This is a genomic window from Halobacterium bonnevillei (genome assembly GCF_009831555.1).
GTDB classification, from domain to species: domain Archaea; phylum Halobacteriota; class Halobacteria; order Halobacteriales; family Halobacteriaceae; genus Halobacterium; species Halobacterium bonnevillei.
In genome coordinates, this window is record NZ_WUUU01000076.1 from 1 (window position 1) to 13,698 (window position 13,698).

General features: G+C 67.9%; 13 protein-coding genes, 1 tRNA gene and 1 pseudogene. 8 read left to right on the plus strand and 7 right to left on the minus strand.

The window, feature by feature from the left end:
- Window positions 1-214: GNAT family N-acetyltransferase (locus tag GRX66_RS10390; RefSeq protein ID WP_159526495.1), on the plus strand; the 214-nt coding region annotated here is incomplete at its 5' end.
- A gap of 7 nt (window positions 215-221) precedes the next feature.
- Here the strand turns inward: GRX66_RS10390 and GRX66_RS10395 are convergent.
- On the minus strand, window positions 222-797 hold the full coding sequence (locus tag GRX66_RS10395) for a transporter (RefSeq protein WP_159526496.1): 576 nt from the start codon (window positions 795-797) through the stop codon (window positions 222-224).
- A 139-nt stretch (window positions 798-936) separates the two neighbouring features.
- On the opposite strand from GRX66_RS10395, the gene GRX66_RS10400 reads away from it, so the two are divergent.
- Together GRX66_RS10400 and GRX66_RS10405 are read left to right on the plus strand one after the other, a co-directional pair.
- Window positions 937-2,481, plus strand: coding sequence for a replication factor C large subunit (locus tag GRX66_RS10400; RefSeq protein ID WP_159526497.1), 1,545 nt, complete (start codon window positions 937-939; stop codon window positions 2,479-2,481).
- Window positions 2,482-2,574: 93 nt separating this feature from the next.
- A complete protein-coding gene (locus tag GRX66_RS10405; protein ID WP_159526498.1) occupies window positions 2,575-3,708 on the plus strand; it encodes a cobalamin-independent methionine synthase II family protein in 1,134 nt (377 codons plus the stop codon).
- 93 nt (window positions 3,709-3,801) lie between these two features.
- On the opposite strand, the gene GRX66_RS10410 is transcribed toward GRX66_RS10405, so the two are convergent.
- On the minus strand, window positions 3,802-4,638 hold the full coding sequence (locus GRX66_RS10410) for a COX15/CtaA family protein (protein WP_159526499.1): 837 nt from the start codon (window positions 4,636-4,638) through the stop codon (window positions 3,802-3,804).
- 136 nt (window positions 4,639-4,774) lie between these two features.
- Here GRX66_RS10410 and GRX66_RS10415 point away from each other — a divergent pair, with 136 nt between their 5' ends.
- On the plus strand, window positions 4,775-7,021 hold the full coding sequence (locus GRX66_RS10415; protein WP_159526500.1) for an NADP-dependent malic enzyme: 2,247 nt from the start codon (window positions 4,775-4,777) through the stop codon (window positions 7,019-7,021).
- A gap of 131 nt (window positions 7,022-7,152) precedes the next feature.
- Here GRX66_RS10415 and GRX66_RS10420 read toward each other — a convergent pair whose 3' ends face one another.
- Window positions 7,153-7,779: a ribonuclease H gene (locus GRX66_RS10420; RefSeq protein ID WP_159526501.1), complete on the minus strand. Its 627-nt coding sequence runs from the start codon at window positions 7,777-7,779 to the stop codon at window positions 7,153-7,155.
- 166 nt (window positions 7,780-7,945) lie between these two features.
- Between GRX66_RS10420 and GRX66_RS10425 the strand changes: the two genes are divergently transcribed.
- Window positions 7,946-8,437: a CBS domain-containing protein gene (locus GRX66_RS10425; RefSeq protein WP_159526502.1), complete on the plus strand. Its 492-nt coding sequence runs from the start codon at window positions 7,946-7,948 to the stop codon at window positions 8,435-8,437.
- Window positions 8,438-8,642: 205 nt separating this feature from the next.
- On the plus strand, window positions 8,643-9,557 hold the full coding sequence (locus GRX66_RS10430) for a DMT family transporter (RefSeq protein ID WP_159526503.1): 915 nt from the start codon (window positions 8,643-8,645) through the stop codon (window positions 9,555-9,557).
- 38 nt (window positions 9,558-9,595) lie between these two features.
- On the opposite strand, the gene GRX66_RS10435 is transcribed toward GRX66_RS10430, so the two are convergent.
- The 3 genes from GRX66_RS10435 to GRX66_RS10445 form a co-directional block, all read right to left on the minus strand.
- Window positions 9,596-10,564 (minus strand): aldo/keto reductase, encoded by a 969-nt coding sequence (locus GRX66_RS10435; RefSeq protein ID WP_159526504.1) that lies wholly within the window; start codon window positions 10,562-10,564, stop codon window positions 9,596-9,598.
- A gap of 48 nt (window positions 10,565-10,612) precedes the next feature.
- On the minus strand, window positions 10,613-10,861 hold the full coding sequence (locus GRX66_RS10440) for a hypothetical protein (RefSeq protein WP_159526505.1): 249 nt from the start codon (window positions 10,859-10,861) through the stop codon (window positions 10,613-10,615).
- Between the two features lie 551 nt (window positions 10,862-11,412).
- Window positions 11,413-11,571, minus strand: a tRNA-Met gene (locus GRX66_RS10445).
- A 92-nt stretch (window positions 11,572-11,663) separates the two neighbouring features.
- Between GRX66_RS10445 and GRX66_RS10450 the strand changes: the two genes are divergently transcribed.
- The gene (locus tag GRX66_RS10450; protein WP_159526506.1) at window positions 11,664-12,818 is read left to right on the plus strand and encodes a DUF7115 domain-containing protein; all 1,155 of its coding nucleotides are present in this window, start codon (window positions 11,664-11,666) and stop codon (window positions 12,816-12,818) included.
- A 14-nt stretch (window positions 12,819-12,832) separates the two neighbouring features.
- Here GRX66_RS10450 and GRX66_RS10455 read toward each other — a convergent pair whose 3' ends face one another.
- Window positions 12,833-13,225 (minus strand): DUF5830 family protein, encoded by a 393-nt coding sequence (locus GRX66_RS10455; RefSeq protein ID WP_159526507.1) that lies wholly within the window; start codon window positions 13,223-13,225, stop codon window positions 12,833-12,835.
- Window positions 13,226-13,318: 93 nt separating this feature from the next.
- Here GRX66_RS10455 and GRX66_RS10460 point away from each other — a divergent pair.
- Window positions 13,319-13,698: pseudogene (locus GRX66_RS10460) on the plus strand (TVP38/TMEM64 family protein); the annotation flags it as partial.

The window sequence follows — 13,698 nt, forward strand, 5'->3', positions numbered from 1 at the left end:
GGCCGTCCTGAACGAAGTGTACGTCCACCCGGCCGCCCGCGGTGCCGGCGTCGCAGACGACCTGCTGGACGCCGCGCTCGCCGTGGCCCGCCAGCAGGACCTGCCACTGGACAGGATGGTGCTGGACGTCGACCGGGAGAACGAGCGCGCGCAAACGTTCTACGAGCGGCACGGGTTCGAGCACTGGGGCGAGATGCTCGCCAGGGACGTCTGAGCGCGCCTCAGGTCGCCGTCGTCGCGCCGATTGCACCGCCGATGCCCCCGAACACGACGGGGTAGAAGAGGCCCGCGAGGAGCACGCCGACCGAGTACTCGGGATGCATCGTCGACCCGCCCGCCGTGTAGCGGAACGCGACGAGACCCAGCACCGCGAACACAAGGTAGCCGACGACCACGCTCGCGCCGGCGATGGCGCCGCTGTCGAAGTCGCGGACGCCAGCGCTCCGCGCGAGAGCGAACCCGGCGACGACGAGCAAGACTGGCGGGACAACGTACAGCAGGGTCGGCGCGTTCCCGTCGGCGATGAGGTTCATCGAAACGCTCCCCCCGCCGAACGTCGGATACGTCACGGCGACGAAGTGGGCGTTGTAGAACAGCCAGCCGACTGCCTGCCACGCCGGAATCGGGTCGCCGCCGAAGAACTCGATGACCGCGTTGTACCCCTGGAGGCTGTCGCGGATGGTCCCCGACTGCCAGACGTACGTCACGAGGTACCCCAGCACGAACGTGAGCGTGCCGGCGGCGAAGCCGTTCCGGAGGGACACTCCTCGAGGAAGCGCGGAGTCCGTTTCTGACATACAGTACTAGGTCTCCTGTGTGGGAATAGCCTTTGTGGCAGGCCGTCTGCCCCCAATTGGCTCAGATCCGCGGTCGCGCGACCACGCCGGGACTTGCGCTCCGCAACCACTAAACGCGGTTCCGACTTAGGCCGTCGTAATGGTAGACTGGACGGAGAAGTATCGTCCGTCGTCGCTGTCCGAGGTCCGCGGGAACAACAAGGCCCGCGACGCCCTGCGGGAGTGGGCGGACACCTGGGAGGACCACGGGGAGGCCGTCGTCCTGCACGGTAGCCCCGGGGTCGGGAAGACGTCGGCGGCGCACGCGCTCGCGGCCGACGAGGGCTGGGACGTCACGGAGTTGAACGCCTCCGACCAGCGCACGGCCGACGTCGTCGAGCGCGTCGCCGGGGAGGCGGCGATGTCGGGGACGCTGACCGGCGGGACGGGCGGCCGGAAACTCGTGGTGCTCGACGAGGCGGACAACCTCCACGGGAACGTCGACCGCGGCGGCTCCGCGGCCATCACGCGCCTCGTCAAGGAGTCCACGCAGCCCATCGTCCTCATCGCCAACGAGTACTACGACATGAGCAACTCGCTCCGGAACGCGTGCCAGGACATCGAGTTCCGGGACGTCTCGAAGCGCTCCATCGTCCCTGTCCTCCGCGACATCTGCCGGCGGGAGGACGTCGACTACGAGGAGGCGGCCCTGGAGGCAATCGCCGAGCAGAACGCCGGGGACCTGCGGTCGGCGGTCAACGACCTGCAGGCGCTGGCGGAGACCGACCAGACGCTCACGGTCGACGACGTGGTGATGGGCGAGCGCGACCGCACGGAGGGCGTCTTCGACTTCCTCGACGACCTCATCAAGAACCTCGGCGCGCAGGACGCGCTCCAGGCGGCCTACGACGTCGACGAGACGCCCGACGACCTCATCAACTGGGTGGAGGACAACGTCCCGAAAGACTACTACGGCGAGGAACTCGCGGTCGCCTACGAGTTCCTGTCGAACGCGGACGTCTGGCTGGGTCGGGTGCGCGCGACCCAGGAGTACTCGTACTGGCGGTACGCGACGGACAACATCGCGGCGGGCGTGGCGGCCGCTCGCCGGAACGACCACGGCGGGTGGACGCGGTACGGCCCGCCGTCGTACTGGCGGAAGCTCGGGAGTTCGCGGGCGACTCGCGAGAAGCGCGACTACGTCGCGCGCAACGTCGCGGAAGTCAGCGGGTGCAGCATGTCGACGGCGCGCCGCCAGATCGTGCCGTTCCTCGCGGCGATGACCCACCACTGCAAGAACCGCGAGCTGACGGTGGCGATGACTGCGGCCTACGACCTGGACGCCGAACACGTCTCGTTCGTCACGGGCTCCGGGGAGACGACGAACAAAGTGCAGTCCATCGTCGAGGACGCGGAATCGCTCAAAGCGGACCGGGCCGTCGAGCACTCCGGCGGGGCCTTCGAGGGGCAAGCGTCCGCAGACGACGACTTCGGCGGAATTGGAGACGACGCGGACGACGAGGGCGTAAGCGACAGCGACGGTGACGCTGGACTCGACGACTTCGGGGCGGAGAGCGACGACGCCAGTGAGAGCGACGGCGCGAGCAGCGAGGACGCCAGCAGCGAGGACGCCAGCAGCGAAGACACAGGTGCCGACGACGCGGGGAGCGACGACGACCAGGCCGGTCTGGACGAGTTCTTCTGACGGGTGATACCGGCACGGCTCCCGGGGTACTGCGTTCGAGAGGAGCGCGACACTGGCAGCAGAATCTTGTATGCGGGCCGATAGTGGTGTGCTATGAGCGAACGCTCGATCCAGACCACGCACGTCGGGAGTCTCCCGCGGTCACCGGAGCTACGGGAACTGCTCGCCGCCCCGGACCCGGACCCGGAGCGCTTCGACGAAGCGGTCGACGAGGCCGTCAGGACCGTCGTCCGGAAGCAGGCAGAGGTCGGCCTTGACGTCGCCAACGACGGCGAACAGAGCCGCATCGCGTACTCGGTCGACGTGACGAACCGGCTGTCGGGGTTCGGCGAGGGCACGATGGAGCGCGAGTGGCCCTCCGACCTCGAGGACTTCCCGGAGTACGGCGAGACGCTGCTGGGCGACACTGACAACATCGGGGGGCCGGTCGCCAGGGGGCCAATCGAGTACGTCGGTGCGGAGGACCTGCAGCACGAGCTCGCGCGCTTCGACAGAGCCGTCGAAGCCGAGGGGGTGTCCTTCCCGGAGCGCTTCCACACGGTTCCCTCGCCGGGCGCCGTGCTCCGGTTCACCGAAACCGAGTACCACGACTCGGACCGGGAGTACGTCTTCGACCTCGCCGACGCGCTCCGCACCGAGTACGAACTCGTCGCCGAAACCGGGGCGACGCTACAGATCGACGCACCGGACCTGCTCGCCGGCTTCACGCTCACGCACAAAGACTGCTCGGTCGAGGAGTTCCGGGACCTCGTGGGGACGTACATCGAGGCGCTGAACAGCGCGGTCCGCTCGATTCCGGACGACCAGATCCGCCTGCACGCCTGCTGGGGGAACTACGAGGGCCCCCACCACCGGGACGTCGAACTCACTGACGTCATCGAGGAGTTCTACGAGGCCGACATCGGCGGCCTCGTGATCGAGGGCGCCAACCCCCGCCACCAGCACGAGTTCCAGACCTTCGAGGAGTACCCGCTGCCCGACGGCTGGCGGCTCGTTCCGGGCGTCATCGACGTCAAGACGAACATCGTCGAACACCCGGAAGTCGTCGCCGACCGTCTGGAACGGTTCGCCGCGGCCGTCGGCGACCCGGAACGCATCGTCGCCGGCGCGGACTGCGGCCTGGAGACGGTCGTCGAGGGCGCCAACGCCGTCCATCCCAGCATTGCGTGGAAGAAACTCGAAGCGCTCGTCGAGGGCGCTGAGCTCGCGTCCGAACGGCTGTTCTGAGGAGCAGACGGACGAGACAGCCACCGACATCGGAACTCCGCTGGAGGAACGTACCAGGACTATCGAGAACTGGGCGTCGCGACCAGCCCGCGTCTAATCCGCGGCGGTGGGCGTGGCCTGCCGGCCGGTCGAAGCGCGCGCGGCGAGGACGAACAGCGCTACCGTCGCGGCCACGAGGACGTAGTAGGCAATCTGGACGGTCGCCGAGAACTGGACGACGCCGGTGCCGATGAGGATCTGGACGGTGACGAGGCCGGCTGCGACCCAGCCCGCGCGGGCGGCGCGCGTCGAGGTACGGCGCTGGGCCCACACGAAGACGGCGAGCGCGGCGGCGAACACGAGGAGTTCGAAGGCGTGGTGCAGGAGTTGGACGCGCGTCCCGTACACCGCGAACAGCGTGTTCCGGGAGAACGCCAGCTGGATGGGGAGGAGTGCGAGGCCGGCGAAGGCGGCGGACCGGACGCGTCCGACGCCGAGCCCCACGAGTTCGCGCATGCGCAGGGCAGTGTAGACGAGCGTGCCGAAGATTGCGAGCGCGGCGAGGTGGTGGATGGCCTGCGTGATCGGCATGTACCCCCAGGGGACGAGGCCGCTGAACGTCACGGTGGTTCCGCCGAGAATCACCTGCAGCGGCAGGAGGACGACGGCGAGGACGCCGCCGATGCGGACGTCGCGCTCGTCGAAGTTCCGCCACGCGACGGCGCCGGTGCCGAGGATGAAGAAGCCGACGACCATCGCGACCGAGCGGTGGAACTGCTCGACGAAGTCGTGCAACTGGAGGCCGAACGGGAGCAGTTGCCCGCTGCAGTCCGGCCACCGGAGGCCGCAGGTCGCGCCCGACCCGGAGACGGCGGTGAACTCGCCGATGAGGATGAGCGCGAACGTCAGGACGGTGGTCACGGCCGCGAGCTGGTACGAGCGGCGGGACATACCCGGGGCTTACCGCGCTCGATACGTATGGCTGTCGTCTTCTCCGGCGGTCCGGGAACGTGTGATTCGACGAACGACGAAGTGAGATTCGACGCGTTGGGACAGGTTTTTGCCCGTCGCCGCGGCAGGTCTGAGTATGGGACTTGACGAGGACTCGCTGGAATACCACGCCAGCGACCCACCCGGGAAAATCGAGATCTCGACGACGAAACCGACGAACACGCAGCGGGACCTCTCGCTGGCGTACTCGCCGGGGGTCGCTGAGCCGTGTCGGCGCATCGACAGCGACCCAGAGGACGCGTTCACGTACACCGCGAAGGGGAACCTGGTCGGCGTCGTGTCCAACGGATCGGCCGTCCTCGGCCTCGGCGACATCGGCGCGCAGGCCTCCAAGCCCGTCATGGAGGGCAAGGGCGTCCTGTTCAAGCGGTTCGCGGACATCGACGTCTTCGACATCGAACTCGACCAGGCGTCCGCCGAGGACATCGTCACGTCCGTCGCAGCGATGGAACCGACGTTCGGCGGCATCAACCTCGAGGACATCAAGGCGCCGGAGTGCTTCGAAATCGAGGAGCGCCTCCGCGAGGAGATGGACATCCCCGTGTTCCACGACGACCAGCACGGCACCGCCATCATCTCCGGCGCCGCACTGCTGAACGCCGCGGAGATCGCGGGCAAGGACCTCTCGGACCTCGAGGTCGTCTTCTCCGGCGCGGGCGCGTCCGCCATCGCGACGGCGAAGTTCTACGTCAGCCTCGGCGTCCAGCGCGAGAACGTCACGATGTGTGACTCCTCGGGCATCATCACCGAGGACCGCGACGTCAACGAATTCAAGTCGGAGTTCGCTCAGCCCGGTTCCGGCGGCGACCTCGCGGACGCCATGGAGGGCGCGGACGTGTTCGTCGGCCTCTCGGTCGGCGGCATCGTCAGCGAGGAGATGGTGCAGTCGATGGCCGACGACCCCATCGTGTTCGCGATGGCGAACCCGGACCCCGAAATCGACTACGAGACCGCGAAGAACGCCCGCGACGACACGGTCATCATGGCGACGGGCCGCTCGGACTACCCGAACCAGGTGAACAACGTGCTCGGGTTCCCGTTCATCTTCCGCGGCGCGCTGGACGTCCGCGCCACGGACATCAACGAGGAGATGAAAGTCGCGTGCGCGGAGGCGCTCGCTGACCTCGCGAAACAGGACGTCCCGGACGCCGTCGTGAAGGCGTACGGCGACCAGCCGCTGCAGTTCGGCCCGGACTACATCATCCCGAAGCCCCTGGACCCGCGGGTGCTGTTCGAGGTCGCGCCCACCATCGCGGAGGCAGCCGTCGAGTCCGGGGTGGCGCGCCGCGACCTCGACCTCGAGGCGTACCGCGAGGAACTGGAGGCGCGCCTCGGGAAGAGCCGCGAGATGATGCGCATCGTCCTGAACAAGGCGAAAAGCGAACCCAAGCGCGTCGCGCTCGGCGAGGGCGACGACGAGAAGATGATCCGCGCAGCCTACCAGATGCAGGAGGAAGGCATCGCCGACCCCGTGCTCATCGGCGACCGCGACACCATCGACGGCGTCGTGTCCGGGCTCGGCCTCGACTTCGACCCCGACATCGTCGACCCCGGCGAGGGCGACCACGAGGCGTACGCCAACCGCCTCTACGAGCTCCGCCAGCGAAAGGGCATCACGGAGAGCGAGGCCGAATCGCTCGTGAAGCGCGACCCGAACTACCTCGGGTCGACGATGGTCGAGGCCGGTGACGCTGACGCGTTCCTCACGGGCCTCACGCACCACTACCCGAGCGCGCTGAAGCCGCCGCTGCAGGTCGTCGGCACCGCGCCAGACGCCGACTACGTCGCCGGCGTCTACCTGCTCACGTTCAAGAACCGCGTCATCTTCTGCGCGGACACCACGGTCAATCAGTCACCGGACGCCGACGTGCTCGCGGAGGTCGCACGCCACACCGCGGACCTCGCGCGCCGGTTCAACGTCGACCCGCGCGTGGCGATGCTGTCGTACTCGAACTTCGGGAGCGTCGACAACGAGGGCACGCGCAAGCCCCGCGAGGCCGCCAGCATGCTCCGCGAGAACGACGACGTCGAGTTCCCCGTCGACGGCGAGATGCAGGCCGACACCGCAGTCGTCGAGGACATCCTCGAGGGCACCTACGAGTTCAGCGACCTGGACGAACCAGCGAACGTCCTCATCTTCCCGAACCTCGAAGCCGGCAACATCGGGTACAAGCTCCTCCAGCGCCTCGGCGGCGCGGACGCAATCGGCCCGATGCTGGTCGGGATGGACAAACCCGTCCACGTCCTCCAGCGGGGCGACGAGGTGAAAGACATCGTGAACCTCGCCGCCGTCGCGGCCGTCGACGCACAGCAGAACGACTGACTGCTCGGCAGGCGGACTGCCGCGCAGTACAACGACCGACTGTCCAGCAGACGGACTGCCGCGCAGCGGCGACTAGCAGTTTTCTCGAAGCGACCGAATCGTTCGACGCTGAAACGATACTGGCGAGGCCGTCAGTCGCTGGCGCGCCGGTCGCTGCGGGACGGCGGCGGGACCTTCGGGTCCTCGCTTGGGTCGTCGAACGCCGGCACGAGACACCGCGCGGGTTCGTCGTTGACGTGCGCGTACTGCTCGGGTTCGTTCGCGAGCACGTGGGCCGGGTTCGTGTTGCTGTCAAGCTGGGCGGCCCGAGCCGCCTCGAATCCGACGACGCGAGCGCGGATGCCGCGCCAGTGGTGGCCCGCACCCGCGGGCGGCGAGAAGTCCGTAATCGGGCGATAGTCGTGGGCTCGCGCGGCGAGCACTGCGGTGTTCACGTCGCCCGCGAGGTCGTTGTGGTCGACGAGAATGCCGACGCGCGCGTCGCTCGGCGCGCGCGCCGCGAGCACGTCCAGACCGAGGTGGAGCGCTCGGTACTCGGCGACGTTGTTGTTCGGAGCTTCGTCGGGCACCGCCAGTCGGGCAATCCGGTCGCCCGTCCGGGATTCGACGATGACGCCGAGGCCGCTGCCGTCGCTGGAGTACGAGCCGTCCGTTGCGACGTAGAAGTCGCGCCGGTGGGACTCCGGCGGGTGCGCGATGTGCGGGGTCGGCGCGTCGTCGAACAGGTCTCGGAGGTTCGACCGGCCCACGATGGCCATGTCCGGTGTAACGACTACTGTACCTTAAGCAATACGCCGTTACGAGGGAGGTTCGCGGGGGACGTCGACCGTCCAACGGTACACGGCTCCCTGCACCGCCAGGCGATACCAGACGGTCGCGGCGGCTTCCCAAAGCGATACGTGGCGTGCCCGCGACTGCTCGCGTATGGAAGCACGCGACCTGATGACGGCGGACGTCGAAACCGTCCACCAGGACGACGAGATCAGCGACGTCCTCCAGCAGTTGGCCAGCCGCGACTTCACCGGGTTTCCCGTCGTGGACGACGAGGACCGGCTCCTCGGCGTCGTCACCCAGCGGGACTTCGTGGAGCTGTTCCAGCCGAAGAGCCACACCGTCTGGATTCCGATCGGCCTGCCGCCGTTCCTCGAGACCCTGGACTACGGCTTCGACCTGTCGTGGAACGAACTGGAGACCGAACTCGACCTCGCGAGGAACGCGAGCAAGCCCGTGAAGACCATCATGACCGAGGACGTCCTGACAGTCGAACCGGACGCCGACGTCGACGACGTGCTCGCCATCCTGGCGGCGGACGAACGCGACGTCAACCGCGTCCCGGTCGTCGAGGACGACGTCATCGTCGGCATCGTCACGCGGCAGGACGTCCTCCGCGCGCTCCACGAGGAACGCAGCGGGTAGACCGAGCGGGAGCCACGAACCGCTGGCGACACGCGCTGTGTCCCCAGCCAGGCAACGACACAGACCATCGTCGCCAGCCGAGCTAGCGGCACGCTCCGCCGTCGCCGGCAAACCACGCACGGCTTCGAAAGCGTAAACGTCGCCGCGCTCCCAGCATCGGCGTGACCAACTTCCGGCCCGGACGGCGCGTTCTGGAGGCGGTTCGATGAGATTCAGGAACGCGACCCTGTTCGTCGTGCTCGCCGTGGCCTGGGGGAGCGCGTTCACGGCGATCAAGGCCGGTCTGGAGTACTTCCCGCCGGTGCTGTTCGCGGCGTTCCGCTACGACCTCGCGGGCGTCCTGATGCTCGGGTACGCGGGGTACGCGACAGACCGGTGGCGGCCGCGCAGTCCCAACGAATGGCTGCTCGTCGGTGTCGGCGGCGCGTTCATGATTGCGGCCTACCACGCGTTCCTGTTCGTCGGCGAACAGGGAACGACCAGCGCCGCTGCCGCCATCATCGTCAGCCTCTCACCGATTCTGACCACGGGGTTCGCTCGCGTCTTCCTCCCCGACGAGCGCCTGACGACGCTGGGCATCGCCGGCCTGCTCGTCGGCTTCGTCGGCGTCGGTCTGCTGAGTCGCCCCGACCCGAACAACCTCCTGAACGCGCGCACGGTGTCGATGTTCCTCGTGTTCCTCGCGGCCGCGTCGTTCGCGCTCGGGAGCGTGCTGACGCGCCGCGTCGACGCCGACCTCCCCATCGAAACGATGGAAGCGTGGTCGATGCTGCTCGGCGCGGGCCTGATGCACGTCGCCAGCGTCGCAATTACGGAGTCCGTGAGCGACGTGCAGTGGACCGGCGAAGCCATCCTCGCGCTCGGCTACCTCGTCGTCGTCGCCAGCGCCGCCGGCTTCCTCATCTACTTCGACCTGCTCGAACGCCTCGGGCCAATCGAGATCAACCTCGTGTCGTACGCCGCACCCGTCGCGGCGGCGGCGACCGGCCTCGCGTTCCTCGGGGAGACGCCGACCGCGTACACCGCGGCCGGGTTCGCGCTCATCGTCACCGGATTCGTGCTCCTGAAGCGGAACGCCATCCGCGCCGAAATCACGGAGTTCCGGGCGTACGGCGATTAAGAAGGACCTAATTCGGAAAACGGTGCTCTGGCGCCGCGTTACTTCGCGTTCGCGATGCGGTCGAACTGCTCGACGGTCAGGGTGATGTCCGCCGCCGCAAGGTTCTCGCGGAGCTGTTCTGGCGTTCGCGCGCCCGTGATCGGCGCGACGACCTGTTCGTGGTGGAGCAGCCACGCCAGTGCCACCTGGGCCGGCGTCGCGTCGACCGCCTCGGCGACGGCTTCGACTTCCTCCAGCGCGTCGAAGTTCTCCGGCGTCAGGTAGGAGTCCACGAACTGCTGGTCGGTCGCGCCCCGGGTCCCCTCGGGCGGCGCCTCGCCGCGCGTGTACTTCCCCGTGAGGAAGCCGCCCGCCAGCGGCGACCACGGTACGACGCCGACGTCGTAGTCATCGCACATCCCGAGGTAGTTCCCCTCGATCTCGCGATTCACGGCGTTGAACCGCGGCTGCGCGACAGTGAACGGCTCGAAGCCCTCGCGGCGTGCGATCTCGTTGGCCTTCGCGACCTTCCAGGCGTTCGGCTCGAACGTCGACGTCCCGAGGTAGTGGACTTTCCCGTCGCGCACGAACTCGTCGAGCGTCCGCATGAACTCGCGGGCGGGGGTGTCGTCGTCCCAGCGGTGCGTGTACAGCACGTCGACGTAGCCCGTGTCCAGGCGGCTGAGAATCTCGTCGACGTTGTTCCGGAGGTGTTTGCGGTTCAGGCCGCTGCCGTTCGGGTCGTCCCGGGTCGGCCAGTAGACCTTCGACGCGATCACAAAGTCCTCGCGGTCGCGGTCCGCCAGCCACTCGCCGATGTACCGTTCGGCGCGGCCGCTCCCGTACATGTCCGCGGTGTCGATGAAGCGACCGCCGGCATTCGCGTAGGTGTCGAGTAACTCGTGGGCGCGCTCCCGGCCGACCTCGATGTCGCCTTCGTCGTTCTCGCGGCCGAACCGCCACGTGCCGAACGCGACCTCAGAAACTTGCAGTCCGGTTCGACCGAACGAAACGGCGTCGAGACCCATGCGGGAACCGACGGGGGCGGCTGTGTTAAGCGACGCGAACCGCGGGCGTCAGTCCGTCTTGTTGTGGCGGTGACCGAGCACGAGCGCGACCACGTGGAGGGCGACCAGCGCGACGAGCGCGGTCTGTTCGGCCGCTGTCTCGGGACCAGCGAGCACGAGCGGCGTGTACAGGAACGGGAGGGTGATTGCTGCCCAGAAGCCGGCGACCTCGAAGGGCTTCAGGAGGGTGGCGGACGCGGGCGTCTTGACGGCGTCCGAAGCGACTTCAGCGAGTGCGGAGCGGGAAGGCGTTGACATTGGGTCTCACCTCGTTACTCCACCGTACAGTCGGCTCCCCCATATAGGAGGGAGACAGTTGGTCAGAGTTCAGTTCGTTTCACTCAACCTACGCCGAGTTCCCGACGTTTTACGAGCGTTCGAGAGACGTTTAGACGTTTTATCGGGCTTTTTCGTGCCGTTGTCGTAGTTTCGGCAGTGCGGCCAACGACGGCGGCAACAACGGGTGTTCAGACCGTCCCTGCGGTCCGGCGGGCCGGACGCCACGCGAACGGCGGTTCTGCTAACGACTCGTTCACTAACACCCCCGGCATTCAGTCGTCCTCAGTGACAGTGTTCGTTCGCCGAGAGCGCGACTGACGGGACGCGTCCCAGGAGCGAAATCGACCACGTCTCCAGCACACTCGCGTCGATCACTGAGTGAGGACGCACGAGATATCGAGTGGGAGTTTGAACGAACCGAGACGGTCGTCGTCGCTGTGCTCGGACGCGACGATTCGACGGCTTCGAAACCCCCTCTCGGGTCTTCACACGACCGTCTCCGCACATCGTTCGTCGGTGCGTCGCAGAAGTGCCCGGGGAGGGTTTTGAACCCTCGATCTCCGCATGTCCCAGGTTCGAGGCTCGGCGGGCCTCGCGGACATGCTGAGCATCCACGTGGCGTGTGGGATGCCGCACCGAAGCTCTGAACCCTATGAGTGCGGCGCTATGACCAGCTAAGCCACCCGGGCTCAACTCCGGCTAGGGGGAGGGTATTCTTTAACGTTCTCATCTGCCTCGGCTACCCGCCGGGTTTAAGCCGAGGCGGTTGCTTCGAGCGTACATGAACGTACCTGCGCTCGTCCAGTCCTCGCTGGGGGACGAGGACGTCGCCGCACACGTCCCGCTGAAAGGCGAGGACGCCGTGTTCGTGACGCCGACCAGAACGCTCGTCTACACCGCCGAAGGCCTGCTGAGCGACGAATCCGTCGACGACTACGCCCACGACGCCGAGGGAATCGTCGTCAGCGAAGGCCGCCGGAAAGCGTCGATTACTCTCGACTACGGGCTCGACGGCGAGGCGTCGTTCTCCGTCCCCTCGGGGAGCCTCGACGACGTTCTGCACCCGATCATCGCGGGCGTGCTGAACGCCGCGGACGTCACCCAGCCGGGGGAGACGGTCAAGCGCACGTACCGGTTCAGCGAACTGACGCTCGTCGTGACCAGCGACCGCGTCGTGAAACACGTCGGCGAGGCCGTCTGGGGCCCGGAGTTCGAGGAGATCGGCTACGACTCCATCACGGGCCTCGACGTCGAGGACGGCAACGTCTCCAGCCAACTCGTCCTCGAGACCACGTCGCGCACCCAGCGCATCAAGGCGCCGAACGAGCAGTTCCGCGACGTCCGCGAGACCGTGGAGGACGCGGTGTACGCGTACCACGACGCCGCCAGCGCCGAGGAGTTCGCGCAGATGAACGTCGACGAGGAGGCCGACACGTCCACGGAGGAGGTGTCGTTCGGCGGCGGCGTCGACCCCATCGACACGAGCACCGTCGGCGAGGACGACGAGACGGAGCCGGCTGGACCGAGTGCGACGACGACGGAGTCGAGTGCCGGGACGACGGATGCGGGTACCGAGACGACGGGCGCGAGCGCGACGACGACGGACGCGAGCGCGGAGTCGGCAGACGCGAGCGCCGGACAGGCGAGCGCGCAGACGGGCGAACCCGCTGCGAGCGAACCGGACGACGAGGAAGACGAGTTCGCATCAAGCGGGTTCCAGACCGCCGCGGCGGCGGTCGAACCGCCGGTCGACCCCGAGGAACTGGACGCGGAACTCGACGAGCTCGAAGCGGCGGTCGAAGAGATGGCCACCGCGCTCGACAAGCACCGAAGCGCCCTCGACCGGCAGCGACAAGTCCTGGACGCCCAGCAGGCCGTCCTCGAGGAACACCGGGAGCGCCTCGACGCGCTCCGCGACCTCGCTGACGACGAGTAGTCGGACCGGAGCGCTCACTCCCGTCCCGTGACTTTCCGGATGCACGAGGAACCGAACGCGCCGAGTTCTCCAGACTCGAAGTTGATGAAGTAGCCAGTCGAGATTGTCGCGCCGCAGCGCCGACACGAGAACTCCCCGTCTTTCGTGACGACGTCCGACTGGAAGGACACGTAGCCGCTGCCACGCGGCTGGACGTCGCCGCCGTCGCGCTCGATGACGCCGCGACGCTCGGCTTCCTCGAGGATCTCGCGGGTCGTTCGTGGGTGCGTGGTCACGGTCTCCAGGCGGTCGATGGCGGCCGCGACGGACAGCGACTCGAACTCGAGTTTCGAGAGCAGTTCCACGCCGACCTCGACGGGGTCGTCGACGTCGTCGTGGGCGTCCAGGTGGTCGTCGCCGTCGGCCATACAGCGTGGTGTGTCGACGGTGCGCTTAACGCTTGTGTGCGACGACCCGCGGAATGAACAGCTTGAAACGCGCGCGCTGGGTAGCGGGCGCCGATGAAGCGGTACGCGGCCGGCGTGCTGGTCGCCGCAGTGGTCGTCGTCGCCGTCGTCGTGCGCCCGGATCGAGCGCTCGGCGTGCTCCGGACGGCACTCGCCAGCCCGTGGTCTCCCGCGATTCTCGTCGGCCTGTACGCAGTTCGCCCGCTGCTCGGGTGGCCGATCAGCCTGCTGTCGGCGCTCGTCGGGTTCAAGTACGGCGTTTTCGTGGGCGTGCCGGTCGCACTGGCTGGCGCCGTCGGCACCAGCCTGCTGCCGTACCTCGCGGGCCGGTTCGCGCCCCAGCGACGGCCGCCTGTTCGGCCGGTTCGCGGACGGAGCACGCGGTACTTCGACGCCGCCGGGGCCGATGCCGCGGCCTCGTCGCCGCGCGCCTC

Coding starts and splice junctions, on each gene's coding strand:
- GRX66_RS10395 (WP_159526496.1), bottom strand. CDS start 797: ATGTCAGAAACGGACTCCGCGCTTCCTCGAGGAGTGTCCCTCCGGAAC.
- GRX66_RS10400 (WP_159526497.1), top strand. CDS start 937: ATGGTAGACTGGACGGAGAAGTATCGTCCGTCGTCGCTGTCCGAGGTC.
- GRX66_RS10405 (WP_159526498.1), top strand. CDS start 2,575: ATGAGCGAACGCTCGATCCAGACCACGCACGTCGGGAGTCTCCCGCGG.
- GRX66_RS10410 (WP_159526499.1), bottom strand. CDS start 4,638: ATGTCCCGCCGCTCGTACCAGCTCGCGGCCGTGACCACCGTCCTGACG.
- GRX66_RS10415 (WP_159526500.1), top strand. CDS start 4,775: ATGGGACTTGACGAGGACTCGCTGGAATACCACGCCAGCGACCCACCC.
- GRX66_RS10420 (WP_159526501.1), bottom strand. CDS start 7,779: ATGGCCATCGTGGGCCGGTCGAACCTCCGAGACCTGTTCGACGACGCG.
- GRX66_RS10425 (WP_159526502.1), top strand. CDS start 7,946: ATGGAAGCACGCGACCTGATGACGGCGGACGTCGAAACCGTCCACCAG.
- GRX66_RS10430 (WP_159526503.1), top strand. CDS start 8,643: ATGAGATTCAGGAACGCGACCCTGTTCGTCGTGCTCGCCGTGGCCTGG.
- GRX66_RS10435 (WP_159526504.1), bottom strand. CDS start 10,564: ATGGGTCTCGACGCCGTTTCGTTCGGTCGAACCGGACTGCAAGTTTCT.
- GRX66_RS10440 (WP_159526505.1), bottom strand. CDS start 10,861: ATGTCAACGCCTTCCCGCTCCGCACTCGCTGAAGTCGCTTCGGACGCC.
- GRX66_RS10450 (WP_159526506.1), top strand. CDS start 11,664: ATGAACGTACCTGCGCTCGTCCAGTCCTCGCTGGGGGACGAGGACGTC.
- GRX66_RS10455 (WP_159526507.1), bottom strand. CDS start 13,225: ATGGCCGACGGCGACGACCACCTGGACGCCCACGACGACGTCGACGAC.